We start from the raw sequence: 25,143 nt of genomic DNA on the forward strand, positions 1-25,143 counted from the left end.
GATACGTGTAGCATACAGAACAAAATGATACGGTACAGAAAACAGTCTTTCTTACTTGCAGTGATTAACAAAAATACAATTTTTCAGATATGTTTCACTTCAAAATTAAGAATTATGTACCACAACTATTTAATTTCAAAGAATCATCCGCAGCAAGCGGAACTTGAAAAAGCCGTCGGGCTAGTCATGGCGTTTTCTGCCGTTAGTTCTATTTACTTTTCACCGCATATTGAGGAAGATTTGAATGCAGGCATTATTATGGTGATTATTGCCGAAGACAGTCCGCACGCCTGGGACGATTTAAACGAAAATTATTGGAAAGTGTTTGAAGCATTTCCGCAATTCTCTTTCCGGATTTTTAGCGCACAATGGGTTAGGGATGAATTGAAAGATGGCAATCCGTTCTTTGCGATGCATTGCACCAAAAACAGTTTGATTTACAGCACCGAGGAAAGCGAAGAATTCAATTTTGTAGAACGGCTCAAGCCTAAGCGTTTTTTGAAGAAGGCCAAGAGCGAATTTGACAAGGAAGATAATTCCGCTTTCATTTTAGGACTCAACCTGAAATACTACCAAAGACAAGAGGATTATTTACAAGCCGCATATAACATTCATCAAAATATCCGGTGGCTGTTGATTGCAGCTTCGAATTTCCTAACCGGTGAATATCTTGTGGAACATGATTTAGAAGTCCATCAGAATCATGTAGGGAAGTTTTCGAAGGAACTGGCAAAAACTTTCGACATTCAAAACGAACAGGAAAAGAAATTGTTGGAATTGCTTAACATTGCCTGCGATGCCGTGCAATACGGCCATGAAATTCCGGAATTAACAAAGGATATCATCGATACTGCCGAAGCCAAAAAGGATTGGTTAAATATTGAGGTCAGCAGGCTTTTCAAGGAATGCGTCTGCCGATGCCAATATGAGTTTGCACGCACTAAAACTCCTTTGATTACTATTGAGCAAGATGAACCGTTAAAGCTAATCACTCAGATCGTTGCCGAATCTGTTGAAATCTCCGCACTTTATTGTATCGGTCAACGAAACGTCAGTAGGTCTGCAGCAAATGTACTTTTGGAAAACAATGCAGTCGATTTCCAGAACACACATTATTATCTATTTCTGATCGTGAAGGATTTTCAGGCGCATGTTCCGGGAAATATTTCGTTTAACGTTAGAGCCCAGACGGATGGCCGATGCACGACTACTGTTATCATGCATTCTAAAAAATCACTGTACCAACAAAAGGGAGACCAGCAACATTTTTTTTACCAGATCATGCAGCGCGGGCAGCTATTGTTCCAAGAAACTTTAAAGCCGGTATTCTTGCCATTTGAGGAAATCCCAATCAGGAATATTCCGAAGGCAAAAATATACTGGCAGCAACGTGACCGCACTAAAAATTTCCTTATGGAAGCCGAAGCTATGGACGGCGGCGGTGCGACTAAAATTCACGTTTATCTAATGCAACTTGTCATTGAGCAAACTTGTCTCGGGTTGATCCGGATATTCTTAGGCTACATGCCAAACCATTTTTCGCTGCCTTATCTTTTTGAGTTATGCGAATATTTTACACCAATGACGGCAGAGATTTTTCCGCGAAAAACGGACAAGGACAGAGAACTTTTACGAATTCTATCAGGTCGCACTACGTCTCTCCGCTATGGTCCTGTCGATGATGTTGCCTACCACGATTACGAAGTTCTGAGCAATCGATATAATGAATTTGTAGAAAGGGCTGATAAGCTTGCGGCTGCAGAACTGGAAAGGCTTGAACCGATTAAAGAAGATAATGACCAAAATGATTGACTGATGGAAGATAAAATAAAAACAATCGAAGAATTAAAAGATCTCGCGGCGCATTCCTTTCATGTTGTAAAGCCCTCAAAGAGCCGTAAGGGAAAAGGGACGGTGAATATTCCGGTAAACAGTTATGCGGAACTGAGTTGGTATATTATAGATGTGCTAAAGGTATCGGTGGCCGCGCTCGAAGCCGATAGCGAAGGCGTCGGCAATGTAAGGAACATTCCTTGCGCTGTAAGCGGGGTTCTTGAAAAAATAATCGAGATTATTCCATTGGAAGAAATGGACCTCTTGGATAAAATCCGTGAAATGGTGTCAGATGATGATCAAGAGGAAAAGCAAACTTAAAGCCTGGTATATGCATGCAAAATCACCGCGCGCATTTCCTTTATTAAGTCGATGTTTTTACAAAGTTCTTTTTCCTTTTCTTCTAACAGACTTAATGCCCGGACCTTTCTAATGTGCTGGGCGTAGCTGTTTTCTAACGCCTCGCTTTTGGCGACGAACTGTGGCTTAAATTCGTATAGCCTTAAAAATAATACGACGGAGCCAACCAGATAATAACGCCAAAATTTCGCTTGCCATAGGCTGTATGCAAGCCAGTAGTGATTTTCTCTTTCCTCTTCGTTTAGAAACTCCAAAACAAAGCAATTAGGGCACGATTGCTCTAACGGCTTACCGCTATTGGCACCTTTAGATAGGATAAAGAAATATGGTTTATCATATCGATTTTTTGGGTTGTGTGTCCTGATGTTGATTTTCTGCATGGCTTCGATATTTAAATTTGACTGAACTTTTTCAAAAGAAAAAAATGAAAAAAAGAAAGTCATTCCCGAAGCGGAGATTTCAAATAAGTGCGGTTTTTAAAATAAAAATACTACCCGACTTTTAGCAGGAGACGTTGTATGCGATAAGATATTTAAACTTTAGCTGATGTTAATTCGTGACCGGGATTTGAGGGTGGAGATTTTTGTTTTAAACCCGTAGGGCTTGAACCGAACGTTTTGAAATTGCAGCTTAACTTCCCTTTCTTTTATTTGTTTTTTGAAAGAGGGTCGTCCGGTTTACGTCCGGTTACGCGATGTTTCTGGGGCAATCTAACACCCCCGAGCACCGCAGCAAATAAAAAAGAAAAACGTAGCCTGCGGAGTTTTCTTTTTTATTTGTGAGGAGCGACGTGGCGGTGTTGCGGCAATTGACCCGCCACCGCAGGACGGGAACGGAACGCAGCTTGCGGAGTGGAGAGAAGGACTGCGAGCGTGAAACGGCAGGGAAAAAATTAACAGCTGGCTACGCAGTGGCCTAACCTTGATTTAGGGCAAAGCGCAGCGGAGCCACCCTGATGGCGCGGGCAAGGCGGCAACCGCCAAATTAACAAGCGGCGGCAGACACAAACACGGCAACTGTAGCTTGCGGAAGTTGTGGTGTTGTGGATGCAGAGCCGCGACGAACGACGCACTGAGCCGTGTGAAGACCACGACGAAAAAAGGCAAATGGAAAGTGCTTCTTTTTAAAGCTTTTTGCATTTGCCTTTTTGAGTGTACTGCGGAACGGAAGGAGGCACGACTGACTGGAGCAGCGTGGCGGAACTAAGGCGAAGAAGGAGAGAGACCGATTGATTGCCTGTGTAATGATTTAGTGCCTTAATTTAGACAACATTATTTATCTTTAATACCCAGGCTTTTTGAGAGGCTGTATATCTTCAAGACTATTTTCAACACCCTGTTCTCGATATTTTGAAGTCATACTGAGTTGGACAATGTCTCTTTTTTTCTTCCAATAGATTATTGCTAAAAAAGCTATAGTTACCTGAACTTTAATATCTTCGCCAGAATCATTTTGAATCTCACCCCAAGAATCTTTAATTTTCATATTATCTTCTGTATTGATATCAATTATAGAAGCATATAATTTTAGATTTTCGTCTATAAGCTTCAATTGTCCATCTGAAACTACTTCGTCGCTCAACGAACGATGTTCAATACTCGGCAAGTCTGATTTATTAAGAATAAAAAGTAAATCTGTTACACGGTGTTCAGATGAAGGTATATGTACAACCTTAGTAGTGTAATTCACTTCTAATAATTGTCGTAATTCATACCCAATATTAACGGCTATTATTACATAGTCGGTAGTCCCTGCTATTAATTTTTCGATTCCTTTGAGAATTAGTTCTTTACTTAGCAGAAATCTACGAGTTCGAGAAACGAAAAAAGAATTAGGTATATATTTTCGAATACTACTCGCGACAATACTTTTAGCAAATATTGAATCATAGTTTAAATGTGGAATATCATTATCAGTAAAAGCGGATTTTGTCATTAAGTTCTGGCCACCTGTAACCGTCAACTTTAAATCATTGTCCTTTTCGGCGTCATCAAGCGGTATAAAGATTTGATCATAATCTTTAAAAGCCGAAGTTATAATGTCTTTGGTTGAATCTCGAAAATGTTGAAGTTTCTCCTCTGATAAATTAGCATTTAATTTCTGTTCTCCAATTTCTCCAATGATTTTTGATTTAAGATTGGATATGAAATCTCGAAAATCTTGTTCTTTTTCCAATGCAACTGTTGCAAAATGCAGATCTTCTAGCAACTCTTCGTTTTTCAAAACGTGATTTAAGCATTTTTCGAAAAAAGAAACACTATCCAGCCAGTTTTTTAATTCTGTTACCTTTTGTGGTAAATTAGGCAATGATGTGAAGTCATGAGATACGTAAAACGGTTGCAATGTAAACTGTCTTATGAATAATAATGCTATGTAGCTGCAAATCCAATAATTGACGTCACGTCTATTTCCTAAATTGTCTAATCCAGGGAAAGGATATTTAAGATCTAATGGATGCTTTCTATGTCTAAATTCATTTCTAAATTCTTCAAACCACGTGAAAATTGCGGTCATACCTTCAGGGAGCAAAACATATTTTGGAGGTAGTGACTGTGAATAATTAAAAATGTACTTTAAAGTTTTATATTGTTTTTTATAAAGTAATAGGCCACCCAGAGCATAATTAAATTCTAGAAATTGTTCACGTTCTTTCTGCCGTTTTTTTACTTCAGGGTCATTAATTATCTCGCTGCCTTCGGGATTGTATTCAGGGTATAAAAACTTTAGTTGAAAGTCGAAATATTGGTTCGCTGTCGCCCAATACATCCGTAAGTATTTATCGTTTGATGAAATCATATAAAGATCGTCCCATAAAATACGATAAGTCTCTTTGGAAATAGTAATTTCTTCAAAATCCTCGCCTAATAGCCATGTACCACTTACAGCACGATGTTCAATAGCGAGAAGTTTTTTATTTTCTGTAATTGTGAGTGTATAATTTAATTTGTTAATCAGATGATATAGATCAGAAGGATAAATTAAAGGTTGTGAATGGTCATGATTCCTTCGTATTTCAGAAAATACCTCAGAATAAAACTCTAACAAAGTTTCTTGTAAATGCTCATCTTGTTTGTCAACAGCATAAAAGGTAAGTTCGTTTATAGTTTTAAGGTAATAGGGATTGTTTGATGTTTTCTTTGAATCCAGATCATGTTTAGCAATCAAGTATTTTAATATCGTTGTTGACTTTCCATTATAAAGCACAATCTTATCCAGCCATATGAAAAACATTACGGTTAAAGATGAAGTAAGAAATAAAATTATACTTTCTGCGGAATTATTGATTACAATGTTATTCCAATCAAACCAAGGTTGAAAATTGAAAATAATCAGGAAGAAAGAAATAATTGTCACATATAGGGTTAACTTGAAGAATGATAAGTTCAAATTAGTAAATACAATTTTAATTGATTTTTGAGGAAACTCTTCACCAAATAAATCTGGCAAATAGGTAGAATCGTATTTGTCACCTATACTTGAGATTTTGTCTACTATGATTGGATAAGCTATTCCAAGAATAGCAATATCAATAGCAACACAGATTTCAACAATATTGTTTAACATATTCAAATTATTTTCCTATAAATTTTCTTCCAATTTTTTTTTCTTTTAATTAAAGAAACCAATCGATGGATTTTCAAAAGTACCTATAATTGAAGCTCGATCAAGTAGCATGTTGAATTCTTCACAGCTTGTTTCAGGAACTATGGAGCAATTATGACAAGCTGAACCATTAACATTATCTGGACCTTGCCCACTTGACTGACCAATATCTGAGCATACTGGATCAGCCGAACACCATCGTGCGTCTTCAATAGAATCTTTAACCAGTTTCCCTAAATTGTTAGCTTTTCCTTGTCTTACTAAACCGCCTAAAGAACCTTCCGAATCTCCGGATGAAGTGTAAATAAGTATACCATTCATCCTGTTGTCATCGTCATCATTAAAATATAATCTTTCCCTTAGTGATGATGAACCATATCCACAATGAAAACAAAGTTTCTTTATCAATAGGTGTGTGAAAGTGTGCATGACAATAAACGAAGCATTAACTTTTTTAAGATTCTCTGTAGGTCTTCTTTTCAACATTGCTCCATGATATCGATCAATTATATTTGTAAACGAATCACCTTGACTTTCTAGCCATTTGTCAATTACATCATCCCTGAATTTTAAAAAAATACCTTCGCCAAATACTTCTGTTGCCGGTAGCCAATTTACATTTTCATTGGACAATTCACTAATGTCAGTTTTATTTCCAGGGTCTATCCGAGCAAAACTTCTAAATACTCTCGTTTCTTTTAACTTTTCAATGAGTACAACACATTCGAAATATTTTTCTAAAAAATCTTTTTCCGAATACTCATCAAACTTTTTCTTAATCGCTTTAAAGTCTGCATTTTCGGAATTCCTACCTTCTAAAATGTACTGATATTCTTCCAAACGTAATCCTTCCTCAGAGGAAAAATTATTAATCTCGTCTAAAATTTCATTCTCTAATATTTCTGCTATAACGCCAGCTACTAATTCATCCTTTGAAATTAAATTGTTTTTTATTACTGCTTCAGATGAAAGTATGGCGGGAAGAATTATTGTTCCTTTGTCAAGATTATAATACTTTTTTAACTCATCTCTTCCTTTTTCCTCAATTACCTTTACGACATACTCATTGGCTTGAGATGACACTTGTGGTAAGTAAATTGCCGATACAATATCAGAAAAATGAACATTCGAGGCACCTCTTATTAAAACTTGTAAATGTTTCTTTCCGGCACATGGCTTCGCGTCAATAATTCCTTCTACGCCTAACCATGGACGATGTCCTTTGCAATACTGTCCTAATGGGTTATTGTCATTTGGTTCATCCTCAGTAAATTTTTTGTCTTCTTCCTTGTCTAATCCTATTCTAGCTAATGCGCTATCAAAAACTTTATCGCCATTTTTCCTAACATTCATTAAACCTGCAAGTGTCCTTTTTTCACCACATGAACATTTAATAAGTATACTTCCCAAGTCACCCGAGCCTGAAAGTGAATGATATGATAAATTATGATTTTTATCGTCATTTGGTAATGACCCATCATGAACCCATTCTTTAAAAGGAACATCTTGAATATGACCATTACTACAAGCTGCAACAAATCTAACAGGAATCATTTTAGATTTAAATTTATTGCCTGATTTACCACATATATCACATTCTATTTTTTCTTCCGCAAAAGTAAGTTCAACCTCCCTCATACTGCCGCATAAATGATTCGTACAATGGTGCCACCGTGGAAATCGCACGACAGGGATTGTTAGGAAATTATTCTTAATTCCAGATGTATGATATGAAAATGGCTTAATAAAATATTCGACACCTAGTACTTTTTGTAAACGAGGCTCAATTATTCTTAACGCGACCTCATCAATATTTTGATAACCCGCTTGAATTTTTCTTTGCTGAATTTTTTCATCCCATAAATTCAACCCACATACCATAACTGATACCTCCTTAGGAAAGTTGATAATTTGTCCAATTCCAAATGGGGAAAGGAGTTGGCTACTTCTTACGCTTTTATTGGCCATCTTGATTACTATTATTTGAATATATACTAAGAACAGATTCTGTATCAACTCCACGCATGGAGGTTGAAGTAGGTAAAGATCTTTTTTCCCTAATTATTTCTTCACGTACTTCCGCACTACTGGCATACATAAGCGGGAAATATCCATCATCATTTAAAATTTTAAAATTACCCGCATCGCCATAGGATTGAAAACCTTTTCTCCAAAACCGAATCCTCTTATTTAATAAATCAATAGTATTATCTACTTCTTCCGGGTCAATAATCTCACACCTATCTTTTATTATTTTAGAAATAATTGCTAATAAACCGTCAAATTCGTCATTAATTAACGGCGTTTCTTTCATTTTTCCACTTGAAAAATTTCTTATTAGCGCAATAAAAACCGCATGCAGCCCTTTTTCTCTAGCATTAATAGAAAATGGCGTAACTGAAGTTGGCTCAACATTTGAATAAATTCGGCTATGGTAGCCTTGGAATTGCTCATATTGAGATTTGTCTCTTGGTTTGGATGGACTATATAATGTAAAAATGATTCCTGGTCCCATAGGTACATCTCTTCCTACACGAGAACTAGCTTGAATATATTCAGCTGTTGTTTTTGGTTGACCATGGATAAACATCAACCCCAAGCGTGAAATATCGACACCAGTAGCCACCATATTTGTGGCTAAACAAATATCTAATGCTTCGTTCTTGACATTAGTAAATGTTGCTTCTAATTTCTTGAGGGTAGATGGTATTTCAGAGGAACTAATTCTACTAGTTAATTCTTCAATTTTGTTTATATATCTTTTTTTATCGTTGGTTCTTAAATCACGATTTTGAATTTGGCCAAGTCTCTCTCTAATATCTCCATAAACTAAAGAAGATGCTCCTCCAAGTTCTCTGATACTATTAAAATAACCTAAAAGCGTCCAGTAATAATTTATATTTATTGAATCATTAATTTCAGCTAATTCTTTTACTTTTTGTAAAACAGCAGCATACGTTCTTACGATAGATGTTTGGGCGGATGGAAAACCAGAGGCAAGTATACCTATATACTTTCTCCCAGGATACTTTTGACTACCGGAAGAATCGGTTTCATTTATTGATTTTTCCTCAGAGAACCAAGTATCCCCAAAAGTTAAGCCTTGAGCTGGAAAAATGCTTAATTGTTCTTTACTTTTAATACCGTATATGCCTTTTACCTGTTCAAATGCTCTACTAATAGTTGCAGACGACGCGATAATTTTAGGAGGAATTAAGTCCTCTTCATCACCTGTAATAAATGGAGGTTCCGTTTTTTTATAATCATTACAAAGAGTTTGAACCATTGTTTCGTATAAACCGACCATTGTCCCCAAAGGGCCAGCTATTAAATGTAATTCATCCTGAATAATTAATTCCGGCGGGCAAATTCGTGTCCAATCGCCGTTATCATTAATATTTCTAAATCCAAACAATTTTCCGGCGTCTGATTTCCATGGAATCATTGCGAATTTATCGACTGTTCCTAACAATAATGTGGGTGGAGTATCATAAATCAACTCGTCTACTACTTGAAGCGGTAATGGATTAATATTGTATTCGCAATTCTTATTCTCGCATCTGAACATTACCTTACCATCCTTACCATCTTCTTTATGCAGTCCTTTAACTTTCTCGACTTTATCAAATCTACCTATATTTTCTACTTTGCCTATTTGTGATCCGCAGCAAGGACATTTCATTACAACAAAATTATATTCTGCCTTCGGATCAGTTTTCAACAAATTTAATTGGGCTTTTGCATCATCATTTTTATTTGGGGTTGAAGTGCCGCCAACCCAAAGACCGATTGAAATTGGTTCGTCTCCAATTTCTTTAAGATTTTCTATCCTTATTAAATCACAAGCGCAGATTAATGAAGCCGCTCTTTCGTACTGCTGTGTGGTTAACAACCGTAGTGTGTAACGCATCAACACTGTGGTGCCGCCATAAAATTCCCAATTCCATTTAGCCTTTCCTTTAATTCTTCTGTAAAAAATGCTAAATGCTGTTAAACCCAAATATGCTTCAGTCTTACCACCACCCGTAGGAAACCAAATTAAGTCAACTATCCTTCTTTCCTCAGAAGTAGGGTGTAAGATAGATTCAAGATTCAGCAAAATAAATGCAAGTTGAAATGGTCGCCACCTCCCATTATAGTTACTTGATGAATGAAAGTCTTCTATAGATGGGAAAATTTGCTCGTTGTAATCCCCATTAATCCCCTCAATACTTAATTGCTGATTTTCAGAACTTCCGGTTTTAATCCATTTTCTAATTTTTGTTTTTGAACGTTGTTGTTGCCATATCATTGCTCGATTCATCCACCTAAAACATTTCACGACATCAGAATTTTCATCCGAATCAATTAATATTTGAATGCCTTTTTGAATTCTCTTTAATGATTTTTGGCATTTAATAATATTTAATTTTGCTGCTTCTCGATAATTTTCTAATTCTGGTGAATTATCAGCTTCGTTTTTTATATCCTCAATCCAACCGGAATATTTCTCATGTAATATTTTCAAACTATTCTTTGCATCATTCCAATTACCTTTATCAGATAGTTGCAGCATACTAAGATCTACATGTTGAGTCGGCGCTACTTGGGGGAGATCATAAACTGGAATAACCGAAGTACTTATTTTACTAACAGTTTCATAACCAATATTATTATTTGCTGTGGTTTCCCAGACTACCGATGTACCATGTCCAATAGAAAAGACTCTTTTTTTCCTATATAGCAGATTCAGTTCTTTTTCTTCGTCAGTATCAGAGGCTAAATTTTTTTCTTTATATGGAGCAATCAGATTATTATTATCAGTGGTTAATATTAATTCATTTTGGTATAAAATTTTGTTTCCATTTGCGACATCATCGGTTTCAGCTTTAAGTTCATTAATAAGGACAAAAGTGTAGGTGTGGAAATTTTCTTCACTATCCTTTAAGGTAGTTCTGTTAAACACCCTTAATTTTAACCAAACATCATTTTTTTCATTACATTTTATTGTAACATCATGTGATTTTTTGCCATCTTTAAATAACGAATTAATTTCAAATAAGATAGGTTCGCTAACAATTGGTCGTCTAACCCAATAATCCGAATCAATTGTTTCACCATCTTTGTTTTTGGCAATTACTATAACACTATTCTTGTCAATTTGCTTTTTAGGCCTTTTGTTTACACCTTTTTCATAGTAGGCAGAATTTATTTTAAGGCTGACTGAATCATGGGTTTCTTTAGAATTAAATCTTACGGTAAATCCCATTGCGGAAGGAAGGTATTGATTAGCTAAACCAACAGGTTCCTCGTCACTACTACCATTCTCAGTGCTGAAACTATTTTGTGAATCCTTTTCTTTATCAGGGCTATCATCTTCATCATTATCGTTGAAATCTGTATCATTAATGTCACCTGAATCTGTATTATCATTATTCATAGATTGTTGTGGATATAGCATACCACCGCCATATCTTGATTTAGGAGAACCATGGATGCTAGCTAATAAAAGTTCTTCGCCTGTTTGCTCATCACGATAATTTGGATTAAGAGATGGCCCAATTATTTCTTTTTTTACTGCATCTAATATTTCTTCTCTTATATCCATGTTAATTCAATTTTGAGTAATTATTGACAATGAGTTTATTAAAGTTTTCCTCTTGTGATTTATTCAACACAATATATAATTCAAGTCTTGGTCGCGATATTCCGATATAAAGTAATCTTTGTGCAGATTCAGAAATTATTTCTTCAAAGTCAAAAAGAATTATAATGGTATTTTCTAATCCTTTATATGCTTGAATGGTACTGACTTCAACTCCCTGGTTAATTAAATTATTTATTATATCAGAATCACATATAATTGAATTTTCAAACCGCTTCGGAGAGAGTAGTGTAATTTTATTATACGGGATACTTTTGTTAATGAGGTCTAATAATATTTCTTCAATAACTTTAGTTTGTAGGTTAAATGAAGGGAATTTGCATGTAACTGTATTACCTTCAAATCCATTTAATGTAAATTTAGGTATATCTACTCCCGTCAATAGGGTATTTTGTGAAGCTATTTTTTTTGTATTACGACAGTTTATTTTTAAAGGAGGAAATTTAGTGAAATATGTTTTGTCGCTAAGTAATGTAAATATTTCTTCGGGATTATTTAGATATATAGCTTGATTAGAAAAGTCACCAAATAAGACCCATCGCCCATTTTTTATTCCACCTTTAAGTATGGTGTCAAAAATTTCAACAAAATATGGAGAGATTAAATCTTGGGCTTCGTCTAAAATAAGAATATCGAATTTCTCTAAGTCAGTATCTTCATTATTTGATAAAAATTCAATAATTAAATCTTCTGAGTAATATTTTTGCTTTTCCTTTTCAGATTCTGGAGGAATTGAATTTGTGTATTTAGTTAAAAAGCTATGAAGCGTTCCTACGTAAAAATTACTCTCATTGTTTTCGAAATTTTTACTGATGTAGTTGAATAATTTATCGCCTAATTTATTATTAAAACAGAATAAGCCGACTTTATCTTTCTTTTCAATTTTTATTCGCGAAATTTCTAGAGCCATTAATGTTTTTCCCGTTCCGGCTGAACCTTCAATTATACATCTATCATTGTAATTGACAAAATCCAATAAATCAAATTGTTCTTTAGTATATTCTTCAATTAGATTTTCTCTGTCATTAATTTTATTTATTTCAGAATAATTTACATCAAAATCACCTCTGAGAATTTTTAGTAAAGTTTTACAATCTTCAAGTGTTGGCCTTGACATATTGATATCATACCAATATTTTCCTTTATATTCATTATGCCAGCCCTTGCTTAATGCTGATAGGTAATAGCTGATCGGGATACTCAATCCTTGTTTTGTTAGAATTTGCCATGAATGCCCTTCTGTCCCGAAGTCAATAAATTCATCCATACTTGTAAATGCCAACCCAGTTCCCCATACGATTTTGGAAAATCTTTCATGGAGATCCTTTTTGTGTTTGATTTTTTCGAGGACATATTTTTTGATCGACTGCAATGTCCCATCAACCTGTGCAAATGGACTTTTGGTATTTGTTGTAGTAATCCCTTTTCTATTTGTAAATGACCAAGTTCCATTCTTTCTAGATACGCCACCATGCTTGACTTCAATAGCGAAAAAACCTTCGTTTGGTGCCAATACTAAGAAATCAAGTTCCCCAGATTTATTTTTTATATGATGGTTAGTAAACAATGAATGAAGTATATGCATGTTTTTACATGATTTATCATTTTTAAATTTTAGGTAAATTATTTTCTCACCACTAGACTCAAAGCCCTCAATGTTATCTGGAATTAGCATAATATTTTTCGGGTGTTATGGTAATCAATTTCTATTTCATTTTTGATTAAAGAAGATATGGTTCTGGTTTCAACTTTAATTTCATTTCCATGAATATTAACTGAAAATTTATCATTCGTTAAATTTTTAGATGTAAGCTGATTAATGATGTTTTTTTTAATATTTGAACTTAAACTGATCGTATAGGAATTTACCTCTCTAAAAGCATTTTCAAGTTCATTTAGTTTTTGATCAAAATTCTCAACCTTTGCTGTGAGAAGTATAATTTTAAGATTTTGCGTACGCGGACAAATAAATTCATCATCGTATAGCCATCTTTGAATACTTGATTTAATTGGATTTCCATCCATTAATTGATATTCTTTCTTCGTTGCAAAAAATAATTGTTCAAGGGTATCAAGATTTTTGTTTGATGTAGTAAATAGTTTTTCTAGTTCAACTTTCCAACTTTCTAACTTCTCAAAACAGGACTTAATGTTTAGATCATTTTTTGAAATTTCTCTATTTGCGGCTCTATCTTTTCTATATTTAAAAATTTTATACCCTATGTTTAGGTCATTAAATCTTGTTTCACAAATGGTGGTCTTTTCTATATTATTTTCGGTTTGTGTTAATACCGTACTTTGCTTTGGCAAAAACATGAAACTGCCATCGTCAAAATTTATAATATCACATTTAACTGTAAAGGAGTTCTCTTCGTGATTAGGAATGCCATAACCCTTATACTTAAATGTGTGCAAATATTCTAAATTTGCTTCCTGCACATTTTCAACTTGTATTGAATTATCTACTGTTAGGAATGAATTGATTTCATCTTCAAAATTCATTTCGGTTTTTAATAAATATTCATCCTTTAATGGCGTAATTTCAGCGATATTATCACTAAAATAACTCGCGGTAATTCTTCTTTTGAGATAACCGGTCGTTAACGAGGCCTCGTTCGGCCAACAAATTATTTTCACATCCGGAACAAAATCAAGACAAACTGAATTTAATAAATATTTTCCCGAATATTCGTTATATGGGTATCCAGTGAATACTATACTTTCAGAACTTGAGGTCGGTACATTAACTTTTATTCTCTCAAGTGGGATGTAATTTTTTTTAAGGGCAGATGTAGTTAATACATTTGAAAAAATATTACTATTTGGATTATAGGATTTTGTGTTCTCTTTAAATTCGGAAGCCAATTGAATACCTTTTTCAATTTCCCTAGCAACGTCTTGGGTAATGCCATTATTTTTAACAGCATCAAAGACTTCTTTAAACTCTAATATCAGGTCTGTAATTTGCTCCGTTGACCTCATTGAATTTTTAAGCGCATACAAAGAGGGATAAAAGTAGCTGTAAAAAGCTTTTTGCAAAGTTTCAAAATTATCTAATTCTTTTACTAGTTTAAGAAGCCTCGGAGTCAAAATATCTAGCTCATTTTTTGACGTTATGTTGATTTCAATTCTTTGTTTAGCATATCTTTTGCATTGGAGCCAAAGTTCATCATCTATATAATTTATATCTGATGAATATTGTATTAGTTTCCCAATCTTATTTTTATTCCAATTTATTCTAAAGTATTCCGGATTGTTGGAGAATAATCTCTTGTAAAAGTCAATTTCATCCGTATTTTCAACTATCCGATTTGAAATGAAAATAACTGGGACACCCTTTTCCAAAAACCCTTCAATAGTATCTTCATATTCATAAATTTGGCTTATATCATTAATGATAACTGCTCGTAATTTTATTGGAAGTTCATCTTGGATTCCAGGATATTTTTTTTCCAAGAATTTAAGTTGAATTATTTCGCCTTCGAATTCCAAAATAAAAGCGTTAAAGTCGCTATCAAATTCTTGAGAAATCTTTTGTTCGTCAAGTAACAATTTTATCAGTTCTTCTATTTTTAATTTAGCTTCCTCTATTTGAATAATTTCTGCTAATTCAAGCAAAAATTCTTTAAACTCATTAAACTGTTTTTCCTTATCACTATTGAAGATGCTAACGTAAGATTTCAAATCTGGACTTACAATTAAATTCTTTTTTAAAGGAAATATTTTTGACAAAGGTTCGTCATATATCTTTATCTTATTTAACAAGTCAATAAATGTACTTGTGTTTCCTCTACCACTAACTAATAGTACTTTAGAGTCGAGATTATTTTGATTAATTGAAACAGATTCATTTGGCTCTAATATTTTAGAAATAGAATTTCTTTTGGTTTTAGAGTCTTTTAAATTTTTAGTATATTTTTTCCATAAACTTAAAGTCCTTTGAGAAGGAACTTTACTTATTTGAGAGCGAAGCGATTTTTTTATAGGAATTCCTCCTTGATCTTTAAACTTTAAATAGACTTTATCTTCAATTACTTTCTCAATTTCAGCAATGCAATCGAAAATTTTTATTTTATCACCTTTTTTTAGCTTTATTCCGTCAACTTCATTATCAATGAAATCTTCATAAAAAAAGTTGGTTAAAATTGAAATTGCAGTCCATAAAGAGGCTTTCTTTTTTTCAGGAAAGCATAAGAATAGTGGTTTTTTAGGTAATTTATTATTATTAATCAAATTACAATATTGCAAAGCAATTCCTGATGTAATCTTCATAATAGGGCTAAACTTATTATCACCCAAATTAATAAAGTATTTTTTATCAAAGGAATCTAGTAGCTCTCTCATTTTTTATCTAAATTAAAAATAGTTGTAACTATTTCAGCAATCTGATATGCAAGGAAAGGAGGTACTGCATTACCTACTTGATGATATTGAGATGTTCGAGGGCCACAAAATAAATAATTGTCGGGAAAAGTTTGAATTCGTGCTGCTTCTCTTACTGTAAGACTTCTGCATTGATTGGAATCATAATGGATAAAATAGTGGCCATCTTTAGAAATATGACTAGTTATTGTAGTAGCGGCACTATCAGGCATTTGAACTCGAAATCTATCTGCAAATTTCCCGCTTGTTGCGCTCGCATGGTCTGGCATTAATTCACTACTGTGTGTTTGATAATCCTTTAGTCTAGGAAATCGTTTATGTTTTTCAGCATAAGTACTGGCAAATAAATATCGCTTCAAGTCTTCAACTAAATGTGTCCTTGTTTCATGGTTGCAAACACCTTTTAAATTATCATCTACAAACCATTCCCTTAAAGGGTTTTCTGCGCAAGGTGTCTTATATTCAATATATTCTGAACCTAGCCCATGTGATGCTGCTTCAATATTGTTAAAAGGAATGTTACTTTCAAGACCCTTCCAAGTGGTGATTTCTTTTTTAAAACTATTAATTATATTTTGCCAGTTTTGTTTTGAATCAATTTCATTTTTATATTCCCGTTTCTTAACGCCATTAATGATTTCACTTGAAATAATTGATCGTCCTATTCCGCTTCTTAATTTCGGTAAATCTCCGATAACACTTTTCAAGTCGGTTTCTTCAACAACCATTTTTAAGATTTCAGGCTTGATGTTTATATCCTCTCGAACTCCAAGTAATATAACTCTATGCCTTTTTTGCGGGATTTTAAACTTTTCAGATTGTATTAGATAATCTCTATTATCCTTATATTTGGGATTGCCAAACTCATCAAAACTTTCAGGCTCATTAGAAAGGGAATAGATTTTATATTTTGGAGCATTAGTTTCTTTGAAAACTGAAGAAGGATTTCTTAAGTCACTCAAAATCCAGTCAAATACCTTTTCATCATTAACTTTAGCAGACAAGAGACCTTTAACGTTTTCCATAACAAAAACGGTAGGATGGTGAACAGCTATGATTCTTAAATATTCTTTATAAAGATATACTCTATGATCGTCATCGTCAATTCCTCCAACTCTTGATCTTCCCGCCAGAGAAAATGCTTGACATGGTGGCCCCCCAATTAAAAGCCATTCTGTATTACCACTTAAAGATTTAATTATCTTCTCATCAATCGTTGAAGATGGATAAGATTCATTGCCCAACTCAGCTTTCCAAGCTTCTTTTTTTGCCTCCTGCGATTCTCTAGGATATTTCTCAAATAATGTTATAATTAAATTGTCTCTTTTCTGTAAATCATTTTCCTTTAATACATCATAATATTCATTTGGAACTTTTCCTTTTTTAAATTTTCGAAAAAAGCTTCTTAATTCAAGGGTTTTATGCGCATCGTTATCTTTTTCGATCGATAACTTTATATCAAAAACCCTCTCTCCATTTCTTAAAACGGAAGAAAAACCTTCACCTAAACCACCCGGCCCTGCAAATAAATCAATTATTGGAATATTGTTATTGGTCATATTTAAATTAGAAATCATTTACTAATTCTTTAGAAAGAATAGCCAGATTATTGTATGAACTTAAACTGTAAATCTAATTTTTTCTAGCAAATAAACCTAAAATTTAGGGTGATAGAATTAACAATTCAAATATATTATAAAACGGCAAAAATTATTTACGGTTTTCCGTAGCCTTATTTAAGTACGATTTAATTCATCTATATATAATTTTAAATCATACAAATAAATTAATTCATTTGCTTCGTCCTCTGGCATCTGTGCCAATTCGACAAAGTTGACATTTTCAAACAAAGATTTTTCGCCAATAATATCCTGCATAATTATAAAAACTACATGAAGTAGATTTTTATTAGTACAATGAACAGTAAAGTTTTTTAAGTAAACAATCATATCAATTTTCTTGATTCCTTCGTACTCAAACGGCATAAATTTAAGTTCACTCGCTTTAACGATAATGTCTTTGAAAACATAGGGCTTATCTAATCCGGCTTCCATTTCATCGATATCTTGTGATGGCTGAATAAATGCGACAAACTTCCAGTTCCTTAGTTTTGGTGCGTTCTCAATCATAGTTGTGACTTGTTCGAAATATTCAGGATTTCCACTAGCCGAAATTACAAGCTGCGTCGGTTCATTTTCGTTTGCGGGAAACATCAATATACTTTCAAGCTGTTCACAGTAATTATGCAAATGCTTATCAAGCCAATAGATAAACATTTTTTGCACAGCAGGCTTTTCATTTCTAAGGTTTTTAAGAGTTTGTTCATTGTAACGGATCCAGTCCCAAAATAAAGTGATTGATTTCATATTTTAATTTTTTGATAATTAGCGTTTGTCTTTTGTATTCTTCTCATAGGAAATAAGATTGATCATTTCCCTTAACCGGCTCCTTACGCGCACGCCATAGTGGGTTTCGATTTCCGTTGCCGATAGATTTGTTGTGATGTGTGTATTGATTCTTTTGCTTATAAAAATGTCATATCTGCTTAAAATAATTTCTGCTAACACGTTGCATTCATTCCCGAAATATTTAAGATTGTTCTCTGAGCCGAGATCGTCAAAACAATAAATCTTCGGGTCAGATTGGTATAACTTTCCTTTGCTATACCGGTGAATTACTTCGTAACCATCATGTATAAATTCGAAACTGATATCCCGGCAAGGCTTCACAGAAAATTTATACTCCAATGGTGTCAGGAATTTCATTATGGTCAACAGTGATGTTTTACCGCAGCCAACCGGACCAGCCAATAGAATTCCTTTGTCCAGATTGAGATTGTGCTGAAAAGCTGCCTGTTCGTCTTTCAGGAAATAGGCGATGAGTTTGTAAATCACCGGAAGATCATTTTCAATAATTCGAAAGCGCTTTCCATATAATTCATGTCCTTTTTTCTCAATCCAGGCACAAACTTCCTCATAGTTATAATGGCTCTGAATAATCTTTCCCTGCTGATGTGTCGAGTGATCTAGTCCTGTCTGTTCGTTCATTGCTGACAAATTTTGGAGCGTTCAATATCCAGTTTCTGGCTGCAGCCGGCCAGTCGGTCATGGGAGTTTTACCGCCAACTAACCAACCGATACTTTTGAAATAGTTGAAAAATTTGTTGGCTTCGATTTCCGGATAGCTTTGTTCCCGGAAATAATTAATTACTTCTTCAATTGTTGGATTTGGCAATGGCTTTTCTGAATAGGTTTCCGGAGGTTTTTCTATTTGGTTTAAAAACAAATGTTGAACGTGTTCCACGCTTTCTCGCTCGGTGAAAGAATCAGTTCGTAACTCAGTACTTTCTTTTTCTTTTTTCGCGGAACTTTTTTCTTTTTCCTGAGCATTGCTTTTTAAAAAATCAAGACTCTCATTTTCATTTTTTTTTGCTGGCTCATCCAAGTTTAAGCTGTTTGAATCGTTTAAAATGTTTGTATTGTTTGTATTGTTTATATAAGGTACTAATGCTTGTTCACTAACCTGTTCACTACCTGTTTCAGTACTAGTACGATACTTGTTCACTACCTGTTCATCAACATGTTCAAAATTTGAAGCAACTATCCTTTCGTTACGCGCCGTAGGCTTGAGATCGTCGGCAAAATTGAAAAGGAAGACATGACTGCCTTTGTAGGGATTGAAGGATGGCTCATATTTGATATAGCCATGCGCGTCTAAAAGTTTCAGGCAACGGTGATAAGTGGCCAAAGAACTGATTTTGCTGATACGCATAATCTCATGTCTCGATATGCTTATGGGGTTCCGAAAGCGGTTGATGTTCCAGAATTGGAACAATGCAATGTATAGGCTAACATGGGTTGGATTGAGCAGTTTGTCTTTTGCGACTTTATCGAAAAAGCCAGTCAGATGTTTAATGTAATTCATAAGCCGAATTACTTGGAATTAAACAACGTGCGCTCAGAACTTACCTTGTTAAGTTCAAGCAGTTTTTCGATATCCTGATGGGCGTAGTAAATTATACCGCCAATTTTAGTATAGGACAGCGTTTTATTAATCCGGAGTGTTTGAAGCGTTCCGGGAGAAATGTTCAGAAGCTTTCGGACTTCGGTAGATTTTAACCACTGTTTTGCCTGCTGCGGTTTTAATTGTAGAATTTCTTTAAAATCTTTGAGTAGTAATGTGCGGAATTCATTTAAGTCCTCACGAGTGATAATTTCGACAGCCATAACGTTTGTTTTAATTTGTTATGGCACAAAATTGTCGCGATTGACTTATTTTATTTCAGAAGCTAATCCGAAGTTCTGATTGATTTATTGTAAAATAATAGTAATTCTTACGTTGTTGACTGCTTTTTCAGTTCGCGGATGAAATACAGCGGCGTAAGTTCGGTGCTTTTTACAAACGCCTCTTTGAATTTCTGAGGTGATTTGAAACCTGCTTCTTCAGTTAAGGCCTTGATCGTGTAATTTCGATATTTATTGTCGGTTTTAAGACGGTTCACTATAAAATCAATCCTCAGATCATCGACATATTCGATGTATTTCTTCTTCCTGGTTTCGCAAATGATTCGTGACGTATAACGAGTGTTGCAATCGACATATGCTGCCATTTTGTTAAGATTAAAATCTTTATCCAAAAAAATATCACTGTCTTCAAATTTTTCAAGTTTTTTGGAAACTGCTGCAACGATTTCAGGTTTGATTATTAAGTCGCCATCAACGATTTTTTCGTTTGCAGGCACCGGCGATGCAATCCTATCTTTATGTGAAATGATTCCCTTGAATTTCTGTTTTCTTTGTTTCCTGCGCTGGTATTGCCTGCAAATGATGAATCCGAATACAAGTGTAACGATTAGAAATATGATCCCGAATATTATATCCATCTTATCACGGAAGAATAGCTTTCTTTTAAGTTCTTCAGTTGATTCGATAATTTTTTTCATATCGTATTTCCGGCTGATGCTATCAGAAAGATACCTGAAGTTTTTGTTTACAAAAGTTTCGGCTTTTAGAAGTCCAGTGAGGTATTTCAGTTGTTGGGTAGGATTTCCTTTTGCTTCGTAATATTGCGCCAAGAGGTCATAAGCTTCGAGCAAATCTTCTTTCATAAAGTTTTCGCTTTTAAAATAATCATCCACCTTTTTCAGGTATGGAATCGCTTTTTCCTTCTCGCCTAACGCCCAGTAGCTTCGCCCAATATAAAAATTGGTCGTTGATACGTTTGCAAAGTCATTGCCTTTTGTAATTGGCGCAAGCGACTTTTGCAGTTTTTCGATTGCAGATCGGTAGTTTTTCCTGAAGTATTCATTTTGCCCTTCAGAATTTGTAAGGTAGGGAATGGTCGATGGTTCATCTACGTCTATCGCTTCGCGATATCCCAAGTCGTTCGTTGCAGTTGCAAGATCGTATCTTTTCGTTTTGATGTAACACATGCTTAAGGAATGCAATGTTCGAAGGTGCGGTTTTCCAGGTTCATTAATCCTGAAATATACTTCGCATTCCTTTAAAAGTGAAATTGCTTCTTCGTAATAGCCCAAATAATATTTAATCTGCGCGATAGAATATTTGGTTTTATATTTTAAATATTGATTGTCGGATTTGGATATAAAACTGTCCGCGATAATAAAATTATCGAGTGCTTTCGGCTCTTGTTTGAAATAATAGTAAACGATCCCTCTCGTTAAATATGCAGAGCCGAGCAGCGAATCAGTTTTCGATTTTTTGGCCACGACTAGCATGCTGTCGCAATATTGCAACCAAGCTTCTTTTGGAGACTTATGCATGACTGTGTTGTATGCTTTTATCGTATTGTCGTAGTCATTGGCAGCTTTTGATTTTAAAAGATAGGTGTAGGCATAAATGGAATCTAATGATTTATCATCCTCATTTTCGTCAAGACGATCGATGACATAATCGATGCTTTTACTTTTTAATGTGTCCGGAATTTTAAATGCTTTTTGCTGCGCGTAGGTTTCTTGGGCTAAAATAATAAGAAGTACAAAAATGATTTTTGCTGTTTTCATGCTTGATGGTGTCGGTTAGAATTTGGTGCGGCATGTACAGAATGTTTTGGCGTTTAAAGAGATATGAAAAATAATAATTAAAACTATAATCACAAATGGAAAACTGGCGACAAAGATCGTGCTTGATAGGTAATTTGACTAATTCCTTATTTTACAAGTGATTGCGTCATATATATTATTGCAGGATTAATTAATGCTTGCATTTTCCCTCCTCTAAAATTCTTTAATGGTCTTAGATATGGCTTGGAAATCAGAAGTTCTGATTTTAGATTTGGCGTACCAAACCAATAAAACTTTACCCCATGAAAGTATTTACGTCGAAGCTGCTTGCAGAATTAGAGGAACATTTGATCAAGATTGATTTGCATAAAACGGGCACAATTCAATCAGCCGAAAATGCCATCAATGTAACAATTGTTATTCTCGAAAAACTAAAGACGTTTTCAATTAGCCATACTTTCGAAAATAAAGGTGACGAAATTAATTTCTTTAAAATAATTAAACCGCAGTTCGTAAGCCGATTGATTTATTATAACGAAATTCACAATATTGAAAGCAATAAGCCTTTTGGCGCCAATCGCCATCTGCGAAAATACTTCAATGCTGAACTAGATAAGCTGAAAGTCTACTTTAATGAAAATTTGGATTTTTACAAATATTTCCGCACCGGAAACACAGTGCTCGACAAAAAGTATTTTCTCCGTGGCCGTTATGATATTAAACTTACTCTCGATAGTTCTTATTTTCAAGCGGACAATCGGTTTACAACTTCGCACGATTTTAAAGTGGCCAAGATTATCGCGAATGATCAGATCAAAGTTTATTTGGAGAATGAAGTGGCCAAACTGGATGCGAAGCCGGAACCTTATAAGATTTCGGAACGACATATTCAAAAATGGACAGGTTCAAAGATTGCCTTGATTGAATTGATTTATGCGCTGCACGCGGAAGGCGTTTTTAATAATGGCACCACTGATCTAAAAGAAACTGCTAAATTTTTTGAAGAAACTTTTGATATTGATTTGGGGCAATTCCATAGAACGTTTTTTGAAATGAGGGCGCGGAAGTCGGAGAGGACAAAGTTTTTGAATTCTTTGAGAGATACTTTGGTTAGGAGAATGGATGAGGTTGATGAAAACGTGTAATCTATTTAGACGATCAATAATTATATCTTGTTTAGGCATCATCAAAATATTGGCTATTTAAGTACATTTGTAAAAATGTATTTTATGGAAGCAATGGAAATAATCGAGCAAAAAGTAAATTACGCAGGTTTAATTAATAGTATCGATATTAAACCAGACGAGTATTTATTGCCCTTGCACGAAGTTATTGTCAATTCATTGCAAAGTATAGAAGACAGACACGATGCGAGCGATGCTGGTTCAATCATAATTAAAGTTCATAGAAACCTGCAAGAAAAGCTTGAATTTGAAGACAATGAAAATTTTCATCCGATTTCAGGATTTACAGTTATCGATAATGGCGTAGGATTTACAAATAAGCGTGAAACGGCGTTCAGTACACCATTTACAAATTTTAATTACAACAAAGGCGGTAAAGGAATGGGTCGTTATACTGTTCTTGCTTGTTTTGGAAGTATGGAAATTGAAAGTAGTTTCATTGAAGATGGAACTATGCATAATCGAAAATATAGATTTGACAATGTAAAAGGATTACAGAAGTACCCTGAAACTGCGGTACATGACGCGAGTAACTTTGTCAATAGAACAACCGTCAAATTAAACAATTATCTTCCAGAGTACTACAACTACGCTTCAAAATCAAAAATTGATATAAATCATGTTGCGGATAATATTATACAACATTGCTTGTTATTTTTTATTGGCTCAGAAAACATTCCAACAATCAGGATTTTACACGAAGAAGACGATATCAAAAATGCAATTGTTTTAAATGACATTTATAAATCCGTAATTGAAATTGAAAAGAAAGAGCCAAATCTCCAATTTTCTGATATTCCGGAATCCTTCAATTTAAGTTACGTCAGGAATTACAATGGAGTACATTCTCATTCTATCCATCTCTGTGCAAATAAAAGGGAAGTAGGCAAAAAACAATCGCTCACCAATTTTTTGCCATCGTTTAAGGAACTTTATAATGACGACAAAAAATATTATTTGTCAATTTATGTGGAAAGTGATTTTTTAGATCAAAATAATCACCCTCAAAGGAACAAGTTTATGCTTCCGGAAAATTCTGCTGCAAAAAATGACTTCGATAAATTTTCATTAGATGAGCTGTTCAAGCATATTTCCGATAATGTAAGAAGTAATTTTACAGAGCATATTCAGGAAGCAGAAAAGGAAAAAAACGAAAGAATTGAAAAGTACATTTTAAATCCGCAAAAGCCGAGGCTACGCTATCGTCATTTATTAAGTGTTGATAATGCTTTTACAGACATTCCTATCAATGCATCAGATGAGACTTTGGAAGCAAGATTGCACGAGAAGGAATTTAAACTGGAGCAAAGACGATCTAAAGCTTTTGAGAAGGTTTTTAAAAAAAATGAGTACGATAAAGAAGCTTTTGGTGAAATTGTTCATACCATTCTCAGAGAAGAGGCCGCCTTTTCTAAAGACAAATTAGCGGATTTAATGATTAAGAGGAAATCCGTTATTAAGCTGTTTCAAAAATACCTTCAATGGCGCACGGATGAAAATTTCATGTTGGAGAAAGATTTGCATAACATTATTTTTACTATGGGTGCTGAAAGTAATAACATGCCCATCGATTACCATAATCTTTGGTTATTGGATGAAAGATTTACGTTTCACACTCATACATCGTCAGACGTTAAAACAAAATCTATTAAAAACATTGAAAGCGACGGTAAAAAAGAAGCGGATTTATTAATCTACGATGTGCCTTGTGCTTATTCGGATAACTTAGATAAAATTAACTCTCTTGTAGTATTTGAATTTAAGAAGCCAGGCAGGGAGTTAAGCGATACAACTAACCTCGACGAACTAGTCTTAAAATACTTTCGCGACTTAATGAAAAGTAAAGCGAGGAGTAATAAAGGGAACTTATTAAATATCGAAGATAACACTCCGAAATTCGGTTATATAATTTGCGAGCTAAACAAAGAAAATATTGACCATAACATAAAATGGAATGAGTTTAAAAGAAGTGCGCACGGTCATTTATATAAAATAAATCCAACATTGAACTTACACATCGAGGTGATGTCTTATGAACAAATGTTGGATTTTTCGGAGAAAAGGCATGAAGCCTTTTTCAAAGCTTTGGGTATCGATAATATTTAAATTTATCT

General features: G+C 34.3%; 16 protein-coding genes. 4 read left to right on the forward strand and 12 right to left on the reverse strand.

The annotated features are described in order from the left end of the window. Positions 1–114 precede the first annotated feature (114 nt). A complete protein-coding gene (locus tag C8C84_RS06610; protein WP_121312780.1) occupies positions 115–1,812 on the forward strand; it encodes a hypothetical protein in 1,698 nt (565 codons plus the stop codon). Between the two features lie 3 nt (positions 1,813–1,815). Further along, entirely contained in the window at positions 1,816–2,154 is a 339-nt protein-coding gene (locus C8C84_RS06615; protein WP_121312781.1) for a hypothetical protein, read from the forward strand. On the opposite strand, the gene C8C84_RS06620 is transcribed toward C8C84_RS06615, so the two are convergent. The 12 genes from C8C84_RS06620 to C8C84_RS06675 all read right to left on the reverse strand — a co-directional run bounded on the left by C8C84_RS06620 (position 2,151) and on the right by C8C84_RS06675 (position 21,845). Continuing rightward, positions 2,151–2,573, reverse strand: coding sequence for a hypothetical protein (locus C8C84_RS06620; RefSeq protein WP_121314996.1), 423 nt, complete (start codon positions 2,571–2,573; stop codon positions 2,151–2,153). The two genes, C8C84_RS06615 and C8C84_RS06620, sit on opposite strands and share 4 nt — an antisense overlap. Positions 2,574–3,474: 901 nt before the next feature. Next, entirely contained in the window at positions 3,475–5,757 is a 2,283-nt protein-coding gene (locus tag C8C84_RS06625) for a hypothetical protein (protein WP_121312782.1), read from the reverse strand. 45 nt (positions 5,758–5,802) lie between these two features. Further along, positions 5,803–7,764 carry a DUF1998 domain-containing protein gene (gene drmB, locus C8C84_RS06630; protein WP_147406819.1) on the reverse strand — a complete coding sequence of 654 codons (1,962 nt, stop codon included), beginning with the start codon at positions 7,762–7,764 and terminating at the stop codon, positions 5,803–5,805. Next, positions 7,754–11,383: a helicase-related protein gene (locus C8C84_RS06635; protein WP_121312784.1), complete on the reverse strand. Its 3,630-nt coding sequence runs from the start codon at positions 11,381–11,383 to the stop codon at positions 7,754–7,756. Before C8C84_RS06635 ends, drmB begins: the two co-directional genes overlap by 11 nt. Position 11,384: 1 nt before the next feature. Further along, positions 11,385–13,115, reverse strand: a complete 1,731-nt coding sequence (locus C8C84_RS06640) for a nuclease-related domain-containing DEAD/DEAH box helicase (RefSeq protein ID WP_121312785.1) — start codon at positions 13,113–13,115, stop codon at positions 11,385–11,387. Then, a complete protein-coding gene (locus tag C8C84_RS06645; protein ID WP_147406820.1) occupies positions 13,109–15,784 on the reverse strand; it encodes a hypothetical protein in 2,676 nt (891 codons plus the stop codon). The genes C8C84_RS06640 and C8C84_RS06645 overlap by 7 nt, the downstream gene beginning before the upstream one ends. Beyond that, entirely contained in the window at positions 15,781–17,400 is a 1,620-nt protein-coding gene (locus C8C84_RS06650; RefSeq protein ID WP_233549751.1) for a DNA cytosine methyltransferase, read from the reverse strand. Before C8C84_RS06650 ends, C8C84_RS06645 begins: the two co-directional genes overlap by 4 nt. A gap of 159 nt (positions 17,401–17,559) precedes the next feature. Then, entirely contained in the window at positions 17,560–18,189 is a 630-nt protein-coding gene (locus C8C84_RS06655) for a hypothetical protein (protein WP_121312788.1), read from the reverse strand. Between the two features lie 18 nt (positions 18,190–18,207). Beyond that, positions 18,208–18,870: an ATP-binding protein gene (locus C8C84_RS06660; protein ID WP_121312789.1), complete on the reverse strand. Its 663-nt coding sequence runs from the start codon at positions 18,868–18,870 to the stop codon at positions 18,208–18,210. Continuing rightward, complete coding sequence (locus C8C84_RS06665) at positions 18,803–19,747, reverse strand: transcriptional regulator (RefSeq protein WP_121312790.1); 945 nt, start codon at positions 19,745–19,747, stop codon at positions 18,803–18,805. Before C8C84_RS06665 ends, C8C84_RS06660 begins: the two co-directional genes overlap by 68 nt. A gap of 8 nt (positions 19,748–19,755) precedes the next feature. Then, on the reverse strand, positions 19,756–20,049 hold the full coding sequence (locus C8C84_RS06670; protein WP_121312791.1) for a helix-turn-helix domain-containing protein: 294 nt from the start codon (positions 20,047–20,049) through the stop codon (positions 19,756–19,758). Positions 20,050–20,156: 107 nt separating this feature from the next. Beyond that, positions 20,157–21,845 (reverse strand): hypothetical protein, encoded by a 1,689-nt coding sequence (locus tag C8C84_RS06675; protein ID WP_121312792.1) that lies wholly within the window; start codon positions 21,843–21,845, stop codon positions 20,157–20,159. A gap of 302 nt (positions 21,846–22,147) precedes the next feature. Between C8C84_RS06675 and C8C84_RS06680 the strand changes: the two genes are divergently transcribed. Both C8C84_RS06680 and C8C84_RS06685 read left to right on the forward strand, forming a co-directional pair. Further along, positions 22,148–22,990, forward strand: a complete 843-nt coding sequence (locus C8C84_RS06680) for an RteC domain-containing protein (RefSeq protein WP_121312793.1) — start codon at positions 22,148–22,150, stop codon at positions 22,988–22,990. Between the two features lie 84 nt (positions 22,991–23,074). After that, positions 23,075–25,135: a hypothetical protein gene (locus C8C84_RS06685; protein ID WP_121312794.1), complete on the forward strand. Its 2,061-nt coding sequence runs from the start codon at positions 23,075–23,077 to the stop codon at positions 25,133–25,135. The last annotated feature ends 8 nt before the right edge of the window (positions 25,136–25,143 follow it).

The organism is Flavobacterium sp. 102 (genome assembly GCF_003634615.1).
Classification (GTDB): Bacteria; Bacteroidota; Bacteroidia; order Flavobacteriales; family Flavobacteriaceae; genus Flavobacterium.

Excerpts from the sequence above, each read along its gene's own strand:
- C8C84_RS06660 (WP_121312789.1), bottom strand. The coding sequence starts at position 18,870 with ATGAACGAACAGACAGGACTAGATCACTCGACACATCAGCAGGGAAAG.
- C8C84_RS06650 (WP_233549751.1), bottom strand. The coding sequence starts at position 17,400 with ATGATTTCTAATTTAAATATGACCAATAACAATATTCCAATAATTGAT.
- C8C84_RS06610 (WP_121312780.1), top strand. The coding sequence starts at position 115 with ATGTACCACAACTATTTAATTTCAAAGAATCATCCGCAGCAAGCGGAA.
- C8C84_RS06670 (WP_121312791.1), bottom strand. The coding sequence starts at position 20,049 with ATGGCTGTCGAAATTATCACTCGTGAGGACTTAAATGAATTCCGCACA.
- C8C84_RS06665 (WP_121312790.1), bottom strand. The coding sequence starts at position 19,747 with ATGAATTACATTAAACATCTGACTGGCTTTTTCGATAAAGTCGCAAAA.
- C8C84_RS06640 (WP_121312785.1), bottom strand. The coding sequence starts at position 13,115 with ATGCTAATTCCAGATAACATTGAGGGCTTTGAGTCTAGTGGTGAGAAA.
- C8C84_RS06645 (WP_147406820.1), bottom strand. The coding sequence starts at position 15,784 with ATGAGAGAGCTACTAGATTCCTTTGATAAAAAATACTTTATTAATTTG.
- C8C84_RS06680 (WP_121312793.1), top strand. The coding sequence starts at position 22,148 with ATGAAAGTATTTACGTCGAAGCTGCTTGCAGAATTAGAGGAACATTTG.
- C8C84_RS06655 (WP_121312788.1), bottom strand. The coding sequence starts at position 18,189 with ATGAAATCAATCACTTTATTTTGGGACTGGATCCGTTACAATGAACAA.
- drmB (WP_147406819.1), bottom strand. The coding sequence starts at position 7,764 with ATGGCCAATAAAAGCGTAAGAAGTAGCCAACTCCTTTCCCCATTTGGA.
- C8C84_RS06675 (WP_121312792.1), bottom strand. The coding sequence starts at position 21,845 with ATGAAAACAGCAAAAATCATTTTTGTACTTCTTATTATTTTAGCCCAA.
- C8C84_RS06635 (WP_121312784.1), bottom strand. The coding sequence starts at position 11,383 with ATGGATATAAGAGAAGAAATATTAGATGCAGTAAAAAAAGAAATAATT.
- C8C84_RS06620 (WP_121314996.1), bottom strand. The coding sequence starts at position 2,573 with ATGCAGAAAATCAACATCAGGACACACAACCCAAAAAATCGATATGAT.
- C8C84_RS06625 (WP_121312782.1), bottom strand. The coding sequence starts at position 5,757 with ATGTTAAACAATATTGTTGAAATCTGTGTTGCTATTGATATTGCTATT.
- C8C84_RS06615 (WP_121312781.1), top strand. The coding sequence starts at position 1,816 with ATGGAAGATAAAATAAAAACAATCGAAGAATTAAAAGATCTCGCGGCG.
- C8C84_RS06685 (WP_121312794.1), top strand. The coding sequence starts at position 23,075 with ATGGAAGCAATGGAAATAATCGAGCAAAAAGTAAATTACGCAGGTTTA.